The sequence below is a fragment of the Novosphingobium sp. KCTC 2891 genome, assembly GCF_025938155.1.
In the GTDB taxonomy this organism is placed as follows: Bacteria; Pseudomonadota; Alphaproteobacteria; order Sphingomonadales; family Sphingomonadaceae; genus Novosphingobium.
This window is the reverse complement of the sequence record NZ_JAPCZG010000002.1, coordinates 196,173-213,713: the sequence shown is the minus strand read 5'-3', so window position 1 is coordinate 213,713 and position 17,541 is coordinate 196,173. Positions and strand designations below refer to the sequence as shown.

17 protein-coding genes and 2 tRNA genes are annotated in these 17,541 nt (G+C 67.9%); 8 read left to right on the top strand and 11 right to left on the bottom strand.

What is annotated here, in order from left to right:
- Positions 1-51 precede the first annotated feature (51 nt).
- The 5 genes from OLX02_RS04685 to OLX02_RS04665 form a co-directional block, all read right to left on the bottom strand.
- Positions 52-957, bottom strand: coding sequence for an HpcH/HpaI aldolase/citrate lyase family protein (locus OLX02_RS04685; RefSeq protein ID WP_264420642.1), 906 nt, complete (start codon positions 955-957; stop codon positions 52-54).
- On the bottom strand, positions 929-2,215 hold the full coding sequence (locus OLX02_RS04680; RefSeq protein ID WP_264420640.1) for an MFS transporter: 1,287 nt from the start codon (positions 2,213-2,215) through the stop codon (positions 929-931). The genes OLX02_RS04685 and OLX02_RS04680 overlap by 29 nt, the downstream gene beginning before the upstream one ends.
- Positions 2,212-2,643: a DUF2141 domain-containing protein gene (locus OLX02_RS04675; protein ID WP_264420638.1), complete on the bottom strand. Its 432-nt coding sequence runs from the start codon at positions 2,641-2,643 to the stop codon at positions 2,212-2,214. Before OLX02_RS04675 ends, OLX02_RS04680 begins: the two co-directional genes overlap by 4 nt.
- Positions 2,640-3,383, bottom strand: a complete 744-nt coding sequence (locus OLX02_RS04670; protein WP_264420636.1) for a sterol desaturase family protein — start codon at positions 3,381-3,383, stop codon at positions 2,640-2,642. Before OLX02_RS04670 ends, OLX02_RS04675 begins: the two co-directional genes overlap by 4 nt.
- Positions 3,384-3,454: 71 nt before the next feature.
- Positions 3,455-4,990 carry a DEAD/DEAH box helicase gene (locus OLX02_RS04665; RefSeq protein ID WP_264420634.1) on the bottom strand — a complete coding sequence of 512 codons (1,536 nt, stop codon included), beginning with the start codon at positions 4,988-4,990 and terminating at the stop codon, positions 3,455-3,457.
- Between the two features lie 315 nt (positions 4,991-5,305).
- Here OLX02_RS04665 and OLX02_RS04660 point away from each other — a divergent pair, with 315 nt between their 5' ends.
- Entirely contained in the window at positions 5,306-6,622 is a 1,317-nt protein-coding gene (locus tag OLX02_RS04660; protein ID WP_264420632.1) for a M20/M25/M40 family metallo-hydrolase, read from the top strand.
- The gene (locus OLX02_RS04655) at positions 6,619-6,816 is read left to right on the top strand and encodes a DUF1289 domain-containing protein (protein ID WP_264420631.1); all 198 of its coding nucleotides are present in this window, start codon (positions 6,619-6,621) and stop codon (positions 6,814-6,816) included. The genes OLX02_RS04660 and OLX02_RS04655 overlap by 4 nt, the downstream gene beginning before the upstream one ends.
- Here OLX02_RS04655 and OLX02_RS04650 read toward each other — a convergent pair.
- Positions 6,789-8,183, bottom strand: coding sequence for an alginate export family protein (locus OLX02_RS04650; RefSeq protein ID WP_264420629.1), 1,395 nt, complete (start codon positions 8,181-8,183; stop codon positions 6,789-6,791). The genes OLX02_RS04655 and OLX02_RS04650 overlap by 28 nt on opposite strands.
- A gap of 334 nt (positions 8,184-8,517) precedes the next feature.
- Here OLX02_RS04650 and OLX02_RS04645 point away from each other — a divergent pair, with 334 nt between their 5' ends.
- Positions 8,518-9,093 (top strand): TMEM165/GDT1 family protein, encoded by a 576-nt coding sequence (locus tag OLX02_RS04645; protein ID WP_264420627.1) that lies wholly within the window; start codon positions 8,518-8,520, stop codon positions 9,091-9,093.
- Positions 9,094-9,108: 15 nt separating this feature from the next.
- Here OLX02_RS04645 and OLX02_RS04640 read toward each other — a convergent pair whose 3' ends face one another.
- On the bottom strand, positions 9,109-9,615 hold the full coding sequence (locus OLX02_RS04640) for an MmcB family DNA repair protein (RefSeq protein ID WP_264420626.1): 507 nt from the start codon (positions 9,613-9,615) through the stop codon (positions 9,109-9,111).
- A 38-nt stretch (positions 9,616-9,653) separates the two neighbouring features.
- On the bottom strand, positions 9,654-10,088 hold the full coding sequence (locus tag OLX02_RS04635; protein WP_264420624.1) for a hypothetical protein: 435 nt from the start codon (positions 10,086-10,088) through the stop codon (positions 9,654-9,656).
- 106 nt (positions 10,089-10,194) lie between these two features.
- Between OLX02_RS04635 and OLX02_RS04630 the strand changes: the two genes are divergently transcribed.
- The 3 genes from OLX02_RS04630 (at position 10,195) to OLX02_RS04620 (ending at position 14,157) form a co-directional block, all read left to right on the top strand.
- Positions 10,195-10,271 (top strand) — tRNA-Arg (locus OLX02_RS04630).
- Between the two features lie 146 nt (positions 10,272-10,417).
- A complete protein-coding gene (locus OLX02_RS04625; RefSeq protein WP_264420622.1) occupies positions 10,418-11,506 on the top strand; it encodes an ecdysteroid 22-kinase family protein in 1,089 nt (362 codons plus the stop codon).
- A gap of 182 nt (positions 11,507-11,688) precedes the next feature.
- On the top strand, positions 11,689-14,157 hold the full coding sequence (locus OLX02_RS04620) for a beta strand repeat-containing protein (protein WP_264420621.1): 2,469 nt from the start codon (positions 11,689-11,691) through the stop codon (positions 14,155-14,157).
- Positions 14,158-14,370: 213 nt separating this feature from the next.
- Here OLX02_RS04620 and OLX02_RS04615 read toward each other — a convergent pair.
- Positions 14,371-14,445 (bottom strand) — tRNA-Gly (locus OLX02_RS04615).
- A 210-nt stretch (positions 14,446-14,655) separates the two neighbouring features.
- Between OLX02_RS04615 and OLX02_RS04610 the strand changes: the two genes are divergently transcribed.
- Together OLX02_RS04610 and OLX02_RS04605 are read left to right on the top strand one after the other, a co-directional pair.
- The gene (locus OLX02_RS04610) at positions 14,656-15,564 is read left to right on the top strand and encodes a tetratricopeptide repeat protein (RefSeq protein ID WP_264420619.1); all 909 of its coding nucleotides are present in this window, start codon (positions 14,656-14,658) and stop codon (positions 15,562-15,564) included.
- Positions 15,565-15,569: 5 nt separating this feature from the next.
- Positions 15,570-16,199, top strand: coding sequence for an LON peptidase substrate-binding domain-containing protein (locus OLX02_RS04605; protein WP_264420617.1), 630 nt, complete (start codon positions 15,570-15,572; stop codon positions 16,197-16,199).
- Here the strand turns inward: OLX02_RS04605 and OLX02_RS04600 are convergent, their stop codons facing one another.
- Together OLX02_RS04600 and OLX02_RS04595 are read right to left on the bottom strand one after the other, a co-directional pair.
- Complete coding sequence (locus tag OLX02_RS04600) at positions 16,200-16,397, bottom strand: toxin-antitoxin system HicB family antitoxin (RefSeq protein WP_264420615.1); 198 nt, start codon at positions 16,395-16,397, stop codon at positions 16,200-16,202.
- Between the two features lie 8 nt (positions 16,398-16,405).
- A complete protein-coding gene (locus OLX02_RS04595) occupies positions 16,406-17,314 on the bottom strand; it encodes an SPFH domain-containing protein (RefSeq protein WP_264420613.1) in 909 nt (302 codons plus the stop codon).
- Positions 17,315-17,541: the final 227 nt, after the last annotated feature.

The window sequence follows — 17,541 nt, the reverse complement described above, 5'->3', positions numbered from 1 at the left end:
TGGTAAAAGAGTGATTAAGTTGCGCCGCAACTTTGCCGCATGGCTGCGCTATTATCGTGCAGAGATAGATTCTGCCTTTTCAATCAATCTCTTGGCCATGTCCCGGTGGAGCAGTTCGGCCATCTTCCCATTGACCCGCAGCGCGCCTTTGCCAGCGTTGGCGGGGTCGGCGAAGGCATCGACGATGGCGCGCGCCTCGGCCACGTCCGACTCGGACGGGGCGAACACGCGGTTCGCGAGATCGAGCTGCGAGGGGTGGATCAGGGTCTTGCCGTCGAAGCCGAAGTCGCGCGCCTGACAGCATTCGCCTTCCAGCCGCACGGGATCGTCGATCGCGTTGCACACCCCGTCGAGAATCGCGAGGCCATGCGCGCGCGCGGCCATCACGGCGTGGGACAGCACCGGCACGAAGGCGGCGCGGCCGGGCTGCTGCGCCATGCCGGTGTCCTTGGCGAGATCGTTGAGGCCGAGCACGAAGGCGGCGAGGCGGGTCGATCCGGCGCATTCGGCGATGCGCTCAAGCGCGAGGATCGCGCGCGGGGTCTCGATCATCACCCACAGCGCCACGTGCGGGCCGTAGCCGGCAGCGTCCATCGCCTCCGACAGGGCGATCACGTCTTCGGCGCTGTCCACCTTGGGCGCGAGCAGCGCACCGATGGGGGCGACCGCGAGTGCGGCGAGATCGTCCTTGCCCCACGGCGTCGAGAGCCCGTTGATTCGCGCGATCATCCGGCGATAGCCGAAGCCGCCGGCGGCCACTTCCTCGCACAGCGCGGTGCGTGCCTCCGCTTTCAGGTCGGGCGCGACCGCATCTTCCAGATCGAGCACGACCGCGTCGCAATCGAGGCCGCGCGCCTTGTCGATGGCGCGGCGGTTGCTTGCCGGCATGTAGAGCACCGAGCGCAAGGGGCGGTGGTCAGGCCTGAAATCAGGTGCGCGCGAGCTTTGCGTTGCCATGGGGTTCCTCTACCGAATCAAGGCGTCCTTCTTCGCGCGTCGGCATAGGCGCGATCAGCCGCAGCGCAAGCGTCGCCGCCATCCAGCCGGCCGCGCAGCGCAGCGCGAAGGGCTGCCCGGCAAGATCCGCCAGCGTGCCCCACAGCCACGCGCCCACTGCCATGCCGCCGAACGTGACGGCCTGGTAGATCGACAGGCAGCGCCCCAGAATCGCCTCGGGCGAACGCAGTTGCATCGCGACGTTCAGGCTGGTCATGGCCGAGACGAAGCCCGCCCCGGCAAGGAACGCCGCCCCCATCGCGAAAGGCAGCGACCGCGCGGCGGAAATGGCGAGCAGCGCCATGGCGAAGGCGACGGTGGCCGCGCCGATCACGTTCTCGCTGCCGAAGCGGCGGCGGGCCTTGCCCACCCACAGCGCGGTCATGATCGATCCGATGCCGAATGCGCCGAGCATCAGGCCATAGTCCAGCTCGGTGCCGTGCAGCAGACCGCGCACCACGGTGGGCATCAGGGCCTGGAATCCCGCGACCCCCAGCCCATAGGCGAGGCCGCGCAGCAGGACCTTGCGGATCGGCGCGGAACCCCAGCAGAAGGCGAGGCCGACGCGGATCGATGCGAGGATCGGCTGGCGCTGCGGGCGCGGCGCTTCGGGGCGCCATGCCATGAGCACCGCGATCATGCCGATGTAGCTTACCGCGTTGAGCGCGAAGGCAAGGCTGACGCTCCAGATCGAGATCAGCACGCCGCCCAGCGCCGGGCCGACGCTGCGCGCCAGATTGAACGAAATCGAATTGAGCGCGATGGCCTGCGGCAAGTCCTCCCGGCCGACCTGGAGCCGCACCGAGGCCTGCCATGCCGGCCCGTTGAGCGCGGTGCCCATGCCCACCATCAGCGTCAGCGCCAGCAGGATCGAGGGTGTGATCCAGCCCGCATAAGCCAGCGCGGCGAGCACGGCCGAGATGACCAGCATCCCGCTCTGCGCCCACAGCATCACGCGGCGGCGATCGAAATTGTCGGCGATGGCGCCCGCAAACACGCCCAGCAACAGGATCGGGATGGTGGCGGAGGCCTGGATCAGCGCCACGAGGACATGGCTGCTGGTCAGCTCGGTCATCATCCACGCGGCCGCGACCGACTGGATCATCGAGCCGACGTTGGAAAAGAGATTGGCCGTCCAGATCGACCGGAAGGCGGGGTAGCGGAATGGGGCAAGCGCGCCGGAGGGCCGCGCCGCGCCTTGTCCGCCGCCCCCGCTCACAGCAGGTAGCGCACGCGAATGGCGGTGCGCAGCTGCGTCTCGCCAAGGGTGAAGGCGGCGGCGCCGAAGCTGGGCGGCCCGAAGCGCACGGGCGCGTCGCGCGAAAAGCCGTAGCCCTCCTTCGGGATCATCATCATCTTGTCCATCCGCCCGTTGGCGTTCTCGTCGTGGAACAGCGCTATGGCATAGCGTCCGGGAAGAACGTCATGGAAGACCAGCGTTTCCCCGTTCTTTGCCGCCACCGACAGATGGAGCGCGGCTGGATCCTTCTGGCAATTGGGAAAGGTGGCGCGGTCCGCGGTGAGGCAGGCCTGGACGAGGCCCTTGGCCGAGCGCAGGCCATCCACTTCTACCAGCACCGAACTGCGTTCGGGCACGGTCGCGCCGATCAAGGCCGGAAAGGCGGCGAGGAACGCGAGCGCCTTCACGGGGCCGAAAGCCCCTTGTCGGTGCCGCACACGTGATCCCAGAAGCGAAAATAGAGGCCGTAGTTGCACCGGTATTGCTCATGATGGCGATGATGGTGACTTGCCGTTATCAGCCATTGGCCTGCGCCTCCCTGAACAAGGCGGCGTGGAAACATTTCCCAGCCCATGTGGTTGGTGACGCCCATCACCGTCATGACCAGCAGCACCAGCCCCAGCACGGCGACATGGATCGGGATCACGAAGACCAGCGCGGGCACCAGCAGGGCCACCAGCGCGGCTTCGACCGGGTGGAAGTTCATTGCCGCCCAGGCCGTGGGCGGGCGGCTGGCATGGTGGACTGCGTGGATGCGGCGAAACACCGCGGGGCGGTGCATCCAGCGGTGGGTCCAGTAGAACCAGGTATCGTGCAGGAACAGGTAGGTGATCAGCGACAGCGGTAGCCACCACAGCGGATAATCGCGCGCGCCGGTATAGATCCGCGTCCAGCCATGCTGCTGCCAGCCCCAGGCGACCACGCCGGCGGGCAGCCCATAGATTGCGCAGGAGACGAGACTCCAGCCGATCTCGGCTTTCATCTGCCGCTCCAGGCCCGCGTAGTGGCCCGGACGGACTTTATGGGTCAGCGCGGCGAACAGGCCGCTGGTGGCCAGATAGCGGGCGGCGACGATCAACGTCATGGCCAGCGCGGACAGGGCAAGGCCCGTGATCCCGGCGGAGGATGCGGAAAGCGGCGCTGCCATGCCGCCGTCTATGCCAAGGTATCGCCCCGGCGAACAGGGATTTCACCCCGTTCGCCGGTACGTTGTCCAAATCAGCTGGCGCGGCGCACCTTGTTGCGGTGTGCGCCAACGCCGGGCACGCCGCGCGGGCGGAAGCTGCGCTGCTGGTCGCCGCCGCGCTCGCCTTCGGGGCGTGCCTCGCGGTCGCCGTGAACCGGGTTGCGCACCGGGCCGCGATCGCCTTCGTGACGATCGGCGTTACGCGGATTGGGATCGCGCGGACGGCCGTCACGACCCTGCGCGCGGCCACCGGGGCTGCGGTCGTCGCGCACGCGGCCACCCTTGTGCTGGCCGTCGCCGCTGCGCTGACCGCCACCGTTGCGCTGGCCGCCACGGCCGCGCGCATCGCGTTCGTCGCGGCGCGCGTCCTGGGCGAGTTCCTCGGGCTTGCGGCTGGGCGCCGGCAGGCGCGCGGCTTCGACCAGGAAGTTCTCGGGCAGCTGCATCGGCATCAGCTTCACGCCGGTGAGCTTCTCGATGTCCTTGAGGTAGGGCTTCTCGTCGGGCGCGCAGAAGCTGATCGCCACGCCGTCAGCGCCGGCGCGCGCGGTGCGGCCGATGCGGTGGACGTACTGTTCCGGCACGTTGGGCAGCTCGAAGTTGAACACGTGGCTGACGCCCGAGACGTCGATGCCGCGCGCCGCGATGTCGGTCGCGACGAGGATCGGGCAGGAACCCTGGCGGAAGGCTTCCAGCGCGGCCGTGCGCTGCGCCTGGCTCTTGTTGCCGTGGATCGCGCGGGCCGAGATCTTGGCCGCCGAAAGGTGGCGGACGACGCGGTCGGCACCGTGCTTGGTGCGGGTGAACACCAGCGCGCGGTCCAGCGTCTTGTCGGCCAGCATGGTGCGGATGCGCAGCGTCAGCAGCGCCTGCTTCTCGGCCTGGTTCAGGTGCGTGACGAACTGTTCGACGCGCTCGGCCGTGGTCGACTGCGGGGCAACCTCGACGCGGACCGGGTTGTTGATGAACTGCTTGCCCAGATCGGCGATCGCCTTGGGCATCGTCGCCGAGAAGAACAGGCTCTGGCGCTGCTTCGGCAGCAGGTTGGCGACGCGCTTCAGCGAATGGATGAAGCCGAGGTCCATCATCTGGTCGGCTTCGTCGAGCACGAAGATCTCGACCCGGCCGAGCGTGAGCGCGCGCTGGTCGATCAGGTCGAGCAGGCGGCCCGGCGTGGCGACGAGGATGTCGACGCCCGGCACCAGGCGGCGGGCCTGCTTGCCGACGGGCACGCCGCCGAACACGCAATCCACGACGAGGCGCAGGTTCTTGGCATAGGCGGCCATGTTTTCGGCGATCTGCGCGGCGAGTTCGCGGGTGGGCGAAAGCACCAGCATGCGGCACGATGCAGGCTTGCGCGGCTGCGGATCAGCGGCGAGGCGGTGCAGCGAGGGCAGCGAGAACGCTGCGGTCTTGCCGGTGCCGGTCTGCGCGATGCCAAGCAGGTCGCGGCCCTCGAGCAGCGCGGGGATCGCCTGGCGCTGGATCGGGGTGGGATCGGTGTAGCCCTTGGATTCGAGCGCATGGAGAATGGGCTCGGCAAGGCCGAGGTCACGGAAATAGGACATGAAACGTGTGCTTTCAAAGGCGCGTTACGAACAAGGGCGCTGGGCCGATGGCACGCGTCGCGCAGCTTCTGGACGCTTGGGGGTCGAACAAGCGACCCATGCGTGAATGGGGAAGCGGGTGGACAAGAACGCTCGGCCGGGGCGGATCCGCCATGTCTGCGGCGGACCTCACGCTTGCTCCGGACTGCGGCGGGCATCACCCACTCGCCGGTCTTGCTGCGGCGCATATAAAGGGATTGCCCGGAAAAGCAAGGAAATTGCGTGGGACCCTTCAAAGGCCGCGGGCGAAGGCTGGCGTTGCAAGGACTTGGCGCTATGGTCCGGCCCATGCTGCTGACCCGTCCGCTGATCGCCGCCGCCCTCGTCCTGGCCCCGGTTGCTGCCCGCGCCGCGCCGCCGACGCCTGCCGAACAGGCCATGATCGCGGCGGTGACGCGTGAGCAGGACCGCACCTTGGGCCTGCTGGAAAGGCTGGTGAACCAGAATTCGGGCAGCCGGAACATCGCGGGCAACAAGGCGGTGGCCGAAATGCTGCGGCCGGAGTTCGAGGCGCTGGGCTTCGCCGTGCGGTGGATCCCGATGGAGCACACCGGCCGGGCCGGGCATCTGGTGGCCACGCACAAGGGAAAGAAGGGCGGCAGGCGGTTGCTGCTGATCGGCCATCTCGACACCGTGTTCGAGCCGGATTCGCCGTTCCAGCGCTTCAGCCGCGAAGGCGACAAGGCGATGGGGCCGGGTGTCGCCGACGACAAGGGCGGGGTGGTGACGATGGTGGCGGCCCTGCGCGCGATGCAGGCGGCCGGCACGCTGAGGCCCGCGAACATCGAGGTGTTCCTGACCGGCGACGAGGAAGACGCGGGCACCCCGCAGGACGCGGCGCGCGCCGATCTGGTCGCGGCGGGCAAGCGCGCCGACGCAGCGCTCGACTTCGAGGGATTGAGCCGCGTCGACGGCAAGGACATGGGCTCGATCGCGCGGCGTTCGGCGCAATCGTGGACGATTACCGTCACCGCCAAGTCCGGCCATTCGAGCGGGGTGTTTGGCGCGGATGGCGATGGCGCGATCTATGCGTTGTCCGAAATGCTGTCTGCCATCAGGCACGACGTGCCCGAGCCGAACCTGACGCTCAATGTGGGCATGATCGCCGGCGGCGCGGAGGCGGCGCTGGCGGCGGACGAGGCGCACGTTTCGGCCAGCGGCAAGACCAACATCATTGCGGCGAAGGCCATTGCCCGCGGTGACCTGCGCACGTTGAGCGCCGAGCAGAACGCCCGCGCGCAGGCGAAAATGCAGGCGATCGTTGCGCGCAGCTATCCCGGAGCGAGCGCTGCGCTCAACTTCGAGGACGGCTATCCCCCGATGGCGCCGACCGAGGGCAACAAGGCGCTGCTGGAGAAGCTCAACGCCGTCAACGACACGCTTGGCCTTCCGGAGATGGGCGCGCTTGATCCGATGAAGCGCGGCGCGGGCGACATCAGCTTCGTGGCGGCGGACGTGCCGGGCCTCGTCGGCCTCGGCCCGGCGTCGAGCGGCGACCACACCCCGGCCGAAACGGTCGACGTGCCGAGCATCTGGCGGCAGGCCCGGCGCGCCGCGCTGCTGATGAGCCGGTTGGGCGCGGAGAAACGGTGATTTCCGCTGACGGAGCCGAGCCGCCCAGCCCCTGCGTCCGCATCTGCGCGGTCGATCCGGCAACGCGGATCTGCGGGGGTTGTTCGCGCACGCTCGACGAGATTTCCGCATGGTTCACCGCCGGTGCGGCGGAAAAGCACGCCATCCTGCGGGCCGTGGCCGCGCGTCAGAGCGTAAGCGTCAGGTCCAGGTAGCCATAGGCGGTATCGCCGTTGCCCCGCGCATTGGGCGCATCGCGCAGCAAGCCGCGCTTGAGCAGGAACGCCGCGCCGAGGTCCGACTGGAGCAGCCCGGGCACGATCCAGTAACGCAGGCGCCCTTCGATCTGGTGCCCGGCAAAGCGGCCCGATGCCCCGCTGCCGTCCTTGACCGCGGTGCTGGCGAAGGCATCGCGCGCATTTTCGGCCCAGAGCGCGCGGTATTGCGCCATCAGGTCCACCCGCTTGTCCGGCGCGGCTTCCACGCGCAGCGCGGGCGAGACGAGGTTGGCGCGGCCGACCGCGCCGTAAAGGCTGGTCGGGCCGAATTCCGACCGGCGCGCCCCGAACAGCGTGTCGAACCGGCGGTAATGGCCGGCACGCCCGGAATCCCCGCTCGCCGCATCGAACATGGCGGAAATGCGCGGCTTCCATGGCGAGGCGAAAGTGTAACCGGCCTCGGCATGGGTGAACCATGCGGCAACGTCGAGGTCGGTCAGGTCCGCTGCGCCGGTGCTGCGCCGCGCCTTGCCGAACTGGTAGGCGGCTTCGATGTCATGGTCTGGCTGGCCGGGCGCGGGCTTGCGGAACAAGCGGCCGCCGATCGTCCACAGGCGGCGATTGCGCGTGAGCGCATCGGGCCGGTCGCGCTCGACCAGACGGAACGCATAGCCCTCGGCAGTGCCGCCCAGCACGTTCGGCACGGAGGCATTCGCGCCGAAGAACTGGAGATCGGTGCTTTCGCGGTCCAGCTTCACGCGGTTGTCGGCAATCCCGGCGGCATCATCGGGCAGGCGGACCTGCGGCATCGTCCAGAACGTCACCAGCCGCTTGCCGTCCGCGGCGGTCCAGTCCAGTTGCGCCCCGGTGAAGGCGTTGGTGGTGTTGCGGAAGCGATTGCGCGCCACGAGCCGGCGGCCGCCCAGGTCCATGGTGAAGCGGCCGAGCGTGAGCAGGCCGCGGCCACCCTTGGCGCCCTTGCCGAAAGCGCCGGTGCCGCTGTCGCCCAGTTCGAGGCGCAGATAGGCCTGAACCGGCTCCAGCGCGTTGACCTCGCCGGTGCCCGCGGTCGAATTGGCCGCCTGCCCATAGACGCGCGAATCCTGCACTTCGCCGCCGATCCGCACAGGGCCGGCATCGTATTCGGCCAGCACGTCGGTGCGCAGCGACAGCATCGAATCGCTGTCCGGCCCGGTCGCGCGGAACTGGTTGTCGATGGCTTCAAAGCGGGCGCGCACGTTCGCGCTGACCTGCCAGTCGTCAGAGACCCCCAGCGCGCTTGCGAGCGGACCCTGCTTTGCGGCGGCGGGGCTGGCGATCAGGCCTGATGCGCCAAGCGCGGCGAGGAAAGCTCTGCTGGTCACGGTGGCGCTCCTGCTCGTCTGTCGCCCGGTCCTCCCCGTGAAGGTGCCTGCGTGGGCGGCGCGCCTATGACAGGCTTTGCGCGAATCGCAAAGACCGGGGCTTGCCACGCTGGTCGGCGCCGCCTATCGGGCGAGCACGTCACTTGGGGAGTAGCCGTCCGCACATGTGCGGATCCCCCGCGTCAACATACTCGGCCGAGAGGTCGTGGCGCAGGCGGCAAGGCCGAAACGGCCTTTCCGGGCGAGACCAATGGCACCACGCTTTCCGTCCGGCCGGGCGGGAAAGGGCGGTGTCGTTCGTCTCGATTGGTTCGCCCGGCCCCGGAAAAATCCGATGCTTGAAGCCCTGACCACGTCCACCGCGATCGTCGCGCTTGCCGAAATCGGCGACAAGACACAGCTCCTCGCGGTGATTCTCGCCACCCGTTTCCGCAAGCCCTGGCCGGTCATCGGGGGCATCCTGTTCGCCACGCTGGCCAACCACTTCCTTGCCGCGCTGGTCGGTTCGACCGCAGCCTCGTTCCTCGATGGCACGGCATTCCGCTATGCGGTGGCCGCCGGTTTCATCGTCATGGGCCTGTGGACGCTCGTGCCCGACAAGCTGGACGATGACGAGGCGCCCAAGCCCAGCCGTTTTGGCCCGTTCCTGACCACGCTGGTCGCCTTCTTCATCGTCGAGATGGGCGACAAGACCCAGGTCGCCACCATCGCGCTGGGCGCGCGGTTCCATGATGCGCTGGCGGTCACCGCGGGCACCACGCTGGGCATGATGCTGGCCAACGTGCCGGCGGTGTTCCTCGGCCACGAACTGATCAAGCGCGTGCCGCTGAACGTGGTGCGGATGCTCGCCGCGCTGCTGTTCGTCGCCATCGGCGCCTGGCTGCTGGCGCAGACGGCAGGTCTGCTCTGACCCACCCGGTCTGAGCTAGCTGCCACTTCCCCAGGTGGCGCAGTGGGGATCGACGCCGACAAGCTGGCGCCGCAGCGAGGCGCGGGCGAGGCGTTCGATCTCCGCCTTGCGCCGCGCGGCCGCCAGCGGCAGCGACGGCGCGGGGCGCAGGATCTCCGCGTCGTAGCTGTCGGCCACGATCACGCCGCAGGCGTGCGGCAGGAAATCGTCGGTTTCAAGGCAGGCGCGGTCAAGATGGGGGGCAAGGCCCCAGTAGAACCGGTCGCAGTGGTCGAGGTAGTCGGTCCATTTGGCGTCGCCCAGCAGGTCGGCGCGGCTGACCTTGATCTCCACGATCACGATCCGCCCCTTGGCGTCGATGCCCATCAGGTCGGCGCGCCGGCCGGAACGCAGGGGCATTTCGGACAGGCACCAGATATCGTTGCGGGCAAACAGCCGGCAGATGCCGCGCGCAACGGCACGGGCCTCACGCTCGGCGGGATCGAAAGCGGTGTCGACGGATATGGGCAGCGATTCGGCCATGCCCCCAGTGTAGGAACATATTGGGAACGGGTAAACCCTCAGGCGCGGCGCTTGATGCCCAGCGGGGGAACCAGTTCCAGCAGCGCGGCGCGCGCGGCCAGGAATTCCTGCCACAGGGCCAGCGCGGCGGGCACGGCGGAGACGCCGCGTGCATGGACGGCCAGCAGAGCGGACAGCCCAGGCTCCATGATCGCGGCAAGATCATCCACGCCGCGGCGTGCCTCGTCATAGCGCCACCCGCCGGTGTCACGCATGATTGCAGGAAAATTGCGCACTTCCGCCTTGCGGTTTTCCGGCGCCAGCCCGGCGAGCGCACAGACCACGGCAGAGGCATCGTGCAGTGCCGACCACTTCATCGACAGCGCGGTGCCAGCACCATTGCCGAACTCGGCGCGTCCCGCCCCGGGCATTGCCGTGCCCGGCGCTGCGCCGGAAGAAGCGGGATAGCCCGTTGATTGGAAAGCAGTTGCCATGCAGCAAACCTTAGCCGATTCGCCCTTCCAAATCCCTAAGGTTGAGTTCGTATAAGGAATAAGACTAGCGCCCCGCATCGCGCGCTGCTAGTGCTCCCCAACCCACGCACCCGTAGCTCAGCTGGATAGAGCGCTGCCCTCCGAAGGCAGAGGCCACAGGTTCGAATCCTGTCGGGTGCACCATCTCTCATCGCGAACCCCAAAATCGACCGAAGCGGCAGCGCGCGGGGTTTTCCCGGCGACCGCGTCGTTGCTGTTGGCGGCCGGGGTGATCTGGTCCATCGTGCCGCCCGGCAGGCCGCAAACGACCGCTGGCGAGAGGATGGCGAGTGAACGGGAATACTTTGGCGCGCGTGCCGCGTCCGCATGACATCGACGCGGCGTGGCTGACCGATATTCTGGCAGGGCAGGGGCACGATTGGGATATCGCCGGCTTCACGATGGAGTCTGTCGGAACCGGCCAGCTTGGCGATACCCTGCGGCTGACGCTGCGCTATGGCGCGCGGCAGGGGCCGGAAACCATCGTCGGCAAGTTTGCGGCCGAAAGCCAGGACAGCCGCGATGCTGCCGCCGCCAACAACCTCTATGCCCGCGAAGTGGGCTTTTATCGCGATCTGGCGGGACGCGCGCGGATATCCACCGCAGCCTGTTACGGGGCGGCGCTGGCCGATGACGGGTCTTTCGTGCTGCTGCTGGAAGATTGCGCGCCCGCCCGCACGGGGGACCAGATCGCGGGCATCACCGCCGCACAGGCAAACGCCAGCATGGTCGAGGCGGCGCGGCTCCACGCGGCGTTCTGGGACAGGGGAGATGCCCCGGAACTGGCCTGGCTCGACACCGGGGAGCAAGGCGCGCCGCCGCTGTCGCAGCCCTTCTACCCGGCCGAGGCGCTGCGCGGCGCGTGGCCCGAGTTCCGCGACCGTCATGCGGACAATCTCACTGCCGAAATGATCCGCGTCTGCGACCGGTTCTGCGAGCGCTACGAAGGCTACAACGCCGCGCCGTCCCGGCCGCGCTGCGTCACCCACAACGATTACCGACCGGACAACATGCTGTTCCTGGGCGACGAGAGCCTGAAAGTGGTCGACTGGCAATCGGCGGCACTCGGCTTCAATGCGGTCGACGTGTCCTACCTGATCGGCGGTGCCTTTGCGCCGGGCGTGCGGCGCGATGCGGAGGCCGGCCTGCTGGGCGCCTATCACGACGAGCTGCTGCGACAGGGCGTGACCGGCTATGCCCGCGCGGATTTCGAGGAGGACTATCGCCGCTTCACCTTCGCCGGGATCAACGTGGCGGTCTGCGCGGCGATGTCGGTCCAGCGCACCGAGCGCGGCGACCGGCTGTTCCTGACCATGCTCGACCGGCACGTCTCGCACGTGGTCGACACCGGTGCGCTGGCGATTCTGGACGCGGGGTGATTCGCCCCGGCGCCCGGTCCGATCGGCGGGACGGGCGCCGGAAGGCGATCCGGCAACGATTTGTCGCCTAATTTCGCGGCGAGCGGTGCAGAGTTAAACATTAGGTTCGCCAAACCGTCACTTCAGTGGGGCACAGGTCGGCTGCCCGCGGGCCCGCGCGGGTTAGCCCGAAGGACCATGCCATGCCGCCGTTCAACACCATCACCGGCGACGATACCGCCAACCTGCTGACCGGCACTGCGGCAGACGACGCGATCTATGGCCTGGGCGGCGCGGACACGCTGGCCGGCCTGGCGGGTGACGACTGGCTCGATGGCGGCAGCGGCGCGGACGCGATGAGCGGTGGGCTTGGCGACGATACCTATGTCGTGGACGTGACCGGCGATACCACGATCGAATTGGCCGGCGAAGGCACGGACACGGTCCGCGCCTCGCTCTCGTGGGTGCTGGCCGCGAATGTCGAAAATCTGGTCCTGACCGGGTCGCAGGCGATCAACGGCACCGGCAATGCGCTCGACAACGTCCTGACGGGCAATGGTGCGGTCAACATCCTCAACGGCGGCGCCGGGAACGACTGGCTCGATGGCGGCGCGGGCGACGATACGTTGATCGGCGGCGCGGGCAACGACGTCTACGTCGTCGATTCGGTAGGTGACAAGCTGGTCGAGGCATCGACCGAAGGCCGCGACACCGTGCGCGCCTCGCTGTCTTGGGTGCTGGCCGACAATTTCGAGAATCTGGTCCTGACCGGAACGAGTGCGATCGACGGTATCGGCAACAACCTCGGCAATGCGATCACCGGCAACGATGCCGACAACGTGCTGACCGGGCTTGACGGTAACGACACGCTTGATGGCGGCGCCGGTGCCGACGTGATGATCGGCAACACTGGCGACGATACCTTCATTGTCGACAATCTGGGCGACCAGGTCATCGAAAGCGCGGACGAAGGCTCCGACACCGTCCGGACCGGACTTTCCTACCTTCTTGGCGCCAATGTCGAGAACCTGACGCTGACCGGCACCGATGCGGTCGACGGCACAGGCAACGCGCTGGCCAACGTGCTCACCGGCAATACCGCGGCGAATCACCTGGTGGGCCTGGGCGGGGCCGACACGCTCGACGGCAAGGGCGGCGGCGATACGCTCGAAGGTGGGGCGGGCGATGATCTCTACGTGGTCCGCGGCCTCGATGACGTGGTCATCGAGGATGCGGGCAACGGCATCGATACGGTCCAGGCGGATTTCACCTATGTGCTGGGCGCCAATGTCGAGAACCTGACGCTGACCGGCAGCGCCGCGATCGATGGCACCGGCAACGCGCTGGCCAACGTGCTGGCCGGCAACAGTGCGGCCAACGTGCTGACCGGCGGAGCGGGTGACGACACCTATGTCGTGGACAACATCGGCGATCGCACGGTGGAAGCGGCGAGCGAGGGCACCGACACGGTCCAGTCGTCCATTTCGTGGACACTGGCAGACAATGTCGAGACGCTGGTCCTGACCGGCCTTCTCGCGATCGACGGCACGGGCAACGCGCTCGACAACCGGATCGCGGGCAACAGCGGCGCAAACGTGATCGTCGGTGGTGGCAGCGCCGACGAACTCGACGGTGCGGGCGGATCGGACATCTATGTGTTTTCGACCATGCTGGAGCACGTCGGCGGCGAGATCCGGGATACGGGTGCCAGCGGCACCGACGAGGTGCGGATCGCGGCGTTGACGGGCGGCACGTACAGCGTGGCTGCCGGTGAGAGCGGGATCGAGCGAATCGTGATCGGCACCGGCACCGGCGATGTGGCCGACGCTTCGGGGGCGTACGCGATCAACGTCAACGCCGGCCGCAGCGCGAACGCCCTGACCATCATCGGCAACGCCGGCGTGAACAAGCTCAATGGCACCGATTTCGCCGATGTGATCGACGGCGGCCTAGGCGCCGACGTGATGTCGGGTGGGCGCGGCGACGACACGTTCCATGTCGACAACAGCGCAGACCGGGTCAGCGAGCGCTCGAATGGCGGTATCGACACGGTGATCGCCACCGCCAGTTTCAAGCTTGGCGGCAATATCGAAGTGCTCGTCCTGGAGGGCGGCGATGCGATTGACGGCACGGGCAACACGATCGACAACAGAATCGACGGCAACGAAGCTGCCAACGTGATCGACGGCGGCAAGGGCAACGACATCGTCCATGGCCATGGCGGCGATGACACGCTGATCGGCAATGCCGGCAACGACATCCTCGATGGCGGCGCGGGCACGGACGTCCTGGTGGGCGGTCTGGGCAGCGACACGCTGACGGGCGGGCAGGGGGCGGATACCTTCCGCTTCAACGCGGTGGCGAAGGTTACCTCGGGCAGCGACATCGTGGCCGATTTCTCGCGCGCCGATGGCGACGTGATCGAGCTGGCGCGCGCGCAGTACAAGGGGCTGGGCGCATTGACCGGCGCGCTCACCGCAGACCAGTTCTGGTCGGGCGCCGGCACCGACCTGGCGCACGATGCGACCGATCGCATCATCTACAACACCGATACCGGCTCGCTGTGGTACGATGCCGACGGCACAGGCACCCGCTACGGCGCGCTTCTGATCGCGCAGATCGGCACATCGACCCATCCGGCGCTGGACAGTACCGACATCTTCGTCGTGTGATGGTGTGAGGCCGTTCCGGGCGCCAGGCGCGGGAACGGCCAGCGATGGCACTTCGGCGACAGCTTGAGACCGCGCGGCGCTCCGCAGGCCCCCTGACAGCGCAGCCCGAGGGTGCGCGCACGGCAGCGAAGCCATGTCCGCAGATGCTGCGATAAGAGCACCGTCCGGGGACAGTGTGCCCGAAGGCAAAATCTTTGTTTCAGTGGAGGAAACTGGAGCGGGCGAAGGGATTCGAACCCTCGACCCCAACCTTGGCAAGGTTGTGCTCTACCCCTGAGCTACGCCCGCTCGTGCGTTTCTGGCCGGTGGAGAATGCCCCGTCCGGCTGGGGTGTTGGCGCCTCTAACGGCGACTCGGGATTGGCGCAACCCCCCAAATGCACTTTCCCGCAATCGACGTGGGGAAACGTCCCTGCGGCATCGTTGGGGACTTGCCGAACCGCGCCGGGTTCCCACATGAAGACGCAAACCTGTCCTCGTTCGCCACCGGAGAATCGCATTGGCAAGCCTCGGCCTCAACCTCGAAGAACAGAAGGCGGTCGACCGTTTCCGCAAGGCCGTGGTCGAACCCTCGATGACCAAGCTGGTCATCCTCGACTTCTGGGCGGAATGGTGCGGCCCCTGCAAGGCGCTCACCCCGGTGCTGGAAAAGGTCGCGGCGGAATATGCCGACAAGGGCGTGATCCTCGCCAAGGTCAACGTGGATGAGGAGCAGTTCATCGCTGCCCAGTTCCAGGTGCGTTCGATCCCCACGGTCTATGCGATGTTCCAGGGCCAGCCGGTGGCCGACCTGACCAACGCGCGCGGCGAATCGCAGCTGAAGCAGTATCTCGACCAGCTTCTCTCGCAGCTTCCGGTGCAGGCCGGCGATGCGCCGGCGCAGGACATCGCTCCCCTGCTCGCCATGGGCGAGGAAGTTCTGGCGGAGGGTGACGGGGAACGCGCCGCCGGCATCTTCTCGCAGATCGTCGAGATCGCGCCCGATAATGCCCCGGCGCATTCCGGCCTGATTCGCGCGCTGATCCTCGCCGGCCACCGCGAGGAAGCCGCCGAGGTGCTGGCCGCGCTCGATCCGAAGATCGCGGAGGACCCCGCGCTGGCGCAGGCCCGGTCCGCGCTGGCGCTGGCCGAGGACGCGCCGGAGGAAAGCGAACTGGCGACCCTGCGCGCGGCGGCAGCCGAGCGTCCGGCGGACATGGATGCGCAACTGGCCTTCGCCAACGCGCTCTATGCCAGCGGAGACCGCGACGCGGCGGCGGCAAAGCTGCTGGAGATGGTGGCGGCGGACCGCGCCTGGAACGAAGGCGCGGCGCGTACGCGCCTGCTCCAGATCTTCGAGGCGACGGGGCTGGAAGATCCCTGGGTGGCCGCCACACGGCGCAAGCTTTCCACCGTGCTGTTCGGCTGACGCGGATGGGCGGCACTCCGGGCACCGTCAGGCTCTCGATTTTCCCGTTGCCGGGAGTGATCCTGTTTCCGGGACTGCAATTGCCGCTGCACATCTTCGAGCCGCGATATCGCGCGATGGTCAGCGATGCGCTGGCCCGCGACCGGCGCATCGCGATGATCCAGCCGCAAGCGGCGGGCGAGGGCGCGCCGCTGTTCACCGTGGGCTGCGTGGGCAAGATCGACAATGTCGAGGCGCTGGACGACGGGCGCTTCAACATCGTGCTTGAAGGCATCGCGCGCTTTCGCATCCTGCGCGAACTCGACGTGACAACGCCGTTCCGCCAGGTCGAGGCGGAACTGATCGAGGACGAGGAAGGCGCCAGCCTCAGCGCCGTCGAGCGTGCTTCGTTCGAGCGGGAGGCCCGCAAATTCGCCATGTCGCAGGGCTATGCCGTGGACTGGGAGGCGGTGGCGCGGCTCGACGACGAATCGCTGGTCAACGGCGTGTCGCAGATCGCCCCGTTCGACAGCGCCGCCAAGCAGGCGCTGCTGGAGGCATCGGACCTCGCCACGCGCTGCGAGATGCTGGTGCAGCTGATGCAGTTCTTCGGCCGGCGCGATGCGGACGACGACGGCCGCGTGACACTGCAATAGTCAACCGGCTCCGCGTGGGCGGCGCACAGGCGGCGCGGCCGGCTCCAGCTTCACGCCCCGGCGGGCAAGCGCTTCGCGCAGCAGGCATTCGATCTCGGCATTGACCGAGCGCAGGTCGCCTGCCGCCGCGCGCTCGACCGCCGCGTGCAGCGCGGGATCGAGGCGCAGCGGGAACGCCTTCTTCTGCGGCGACGCCATGCCCGCGCCTATTGGTAGAGCGTGCCGGTGTTGACGATCGGCTGCGTCTCGCGCTCGCCGCACAGCACGACCATCAGGTTCGAGACCATCGCGGCGCGGCGCTCGTCGTCGAGGTGGACGACATTCTTTTCCGATAGCTGGGTGAGCGCCATCTCGACCATCGTCACCGCGCCTTCGACCAGTTTCTTGCGCGCGGCGATCACCGCTTCGGCCTGCTGGCGGCGCAGCATGGCGCCGGCGATCTCAGGGGCGTAGGCGAGGTGTGTCAGCCCGCATTCGTCCACCGTGATCCCGGCGAGGCGCAGGCGCGCGTTCAGCTCGTCGCGCAGTTCCGCGTTGATCACGTCGTGGTGGCCGCGCAGCGTGACCTCGTGGTGCTCGATGTCGTCATAGGGGTAGCGCGATCCGATCGAGCGGACCGCGGCTTCGATCTGGACGAACACGAAGGCCCGGTAATCATCCACGTCGAACAGCGCCTGCGCGGTATCGGCCACGCGCCACACCACGTTGGTGGCGATCTCGATGGGGTTGCCGCGCAGATCGTTGACCTTCAGCTTTTCCGATACGACGTTGTTGGCGCGCACCGAGATGCGGGTCTTGCCCATCCACGGCCAGACCCAGCGCAACCCGTGGTTGCGGTCCGTGCCGCGATAGGAGCCGAACAGCGTGATCGCGGCGGCCTGGTTGGGCTGGATCATGTAGAAGCCCTTGGCGATCACCACCAGCAGCACGGGCAGCAGGGCGACCGAGCCGATGAAGCCCAGGACTTCGGCATCGCTCGCCTCGCCCCCGGCGAACGAGCCGAGACGCCACAGGAACAGCGCGAGCAGCGCCAGGAACAGGCCGAGCATCAGGTAGCCGCTGGTGCTGCGCGCCGGGATTTCCCGGCTGGTGTTCATCGCAGGCGAATCGGTCATCGCACTTCCCCTTAAAGTGATATCACCATGATATGCCAATCACGCAGCAACACAACGTAACTTGCATGACGGCGGCGTGCTCCCCATGTTTGGTTCTGCGGACCGGGCCCCTCTGGCGCGGCACGCAGACCTTCCGCCCATCCCCCCTGCGGAAGGCCTGCTGCCTCGTGATGTCGGACCGCATCGGGTGATGCCGATGCCTGCCGGGTCCGGAGTTCTTCCCCCCT

Excerpts from the sequence above, each read along its gene's own strand:
- OLX02_RS04685 (WP_264420642.1), bottom strand. The coding sequence starts at position 957 with ATGGCAACGCAAAGCTCGCGCGCACCTGATTTCAGGCCTGACCACCGC.
- OLX02_RS04670 (WP_264420636.1), bottom strand. The coding sequence starts at position 3,383 with ATGGCAGCGCCGCTTTCCGCATCCTCCGCCGGGATCACGGGCCTTGCC.
- OLX02_RS04665 (WP_264420634.1), bottom strand. The coding sequence starts at position 4,990 with ATGTCCTATTTCCGTGACCTCGGCCTTGCCGAGCCCATTCTCCATGCG.
- OLX02_RS04660 (WP_264420632.1), top strand. The coding sequence starts at position 5,306 with ATGGTCCGGCCCATGCTGCTGACCCGTCCGCTGATCGCCGCCGCCCTC.
- OLX02_RS04645 (WP_264420627.1), top strand. The coding sequence starts at position 8,518 with ATGCTTGAAGCCCTGACCACGTCCACCGCGATCGTCGCGCTTGCCGAA.
- OLX02_RS04640 (WP_264420626.1), bottom strand. The coding sequence starts at position 9,615 with ATGGCCGAATCGCTGCCCATATCCGTCGACACCGCTTTCGATCCCGCC.
- OLX02_RS04635 (WP_264420624.1), bottom strand. The coding sequence starts at position 10,088 with ATGGCAACTGCTTTCCAATCAACGGGCTATCCCGCTTCTTCCGGCGCA.
- OLX02_RS04620 (WP_264420621.1), top strand. The coding sequence starts at position 11,689 with ATGCCGCCGTTCAACACCATCACCGGCGACGATACCGCCAACCTGCTG.
- OLX02_RS04605 (WP_264420617.1), top strand. The coding sequence starts at position 15,570 with ATGGGCGGCACTCCGGGCACCGTCAGGCTCTCGATTTTCCCGTTGCCG.
- OLX02_RS04600 (WP_264420615.1), bottom strand. The coding sequence starts at position 16,397 with ATGGCGTCGCCGCAGAAGAAGGCGTTCCCGCTGCGCCTCGATCCCGCG.
- OLX02_RS04595 (WP_264420613.1), bottom strand. The coding sequence starts at position 17,314 with ATGACCGATTCGCCTGCGATGAACACCAGCCGGGAAATCCCGGCGCGC.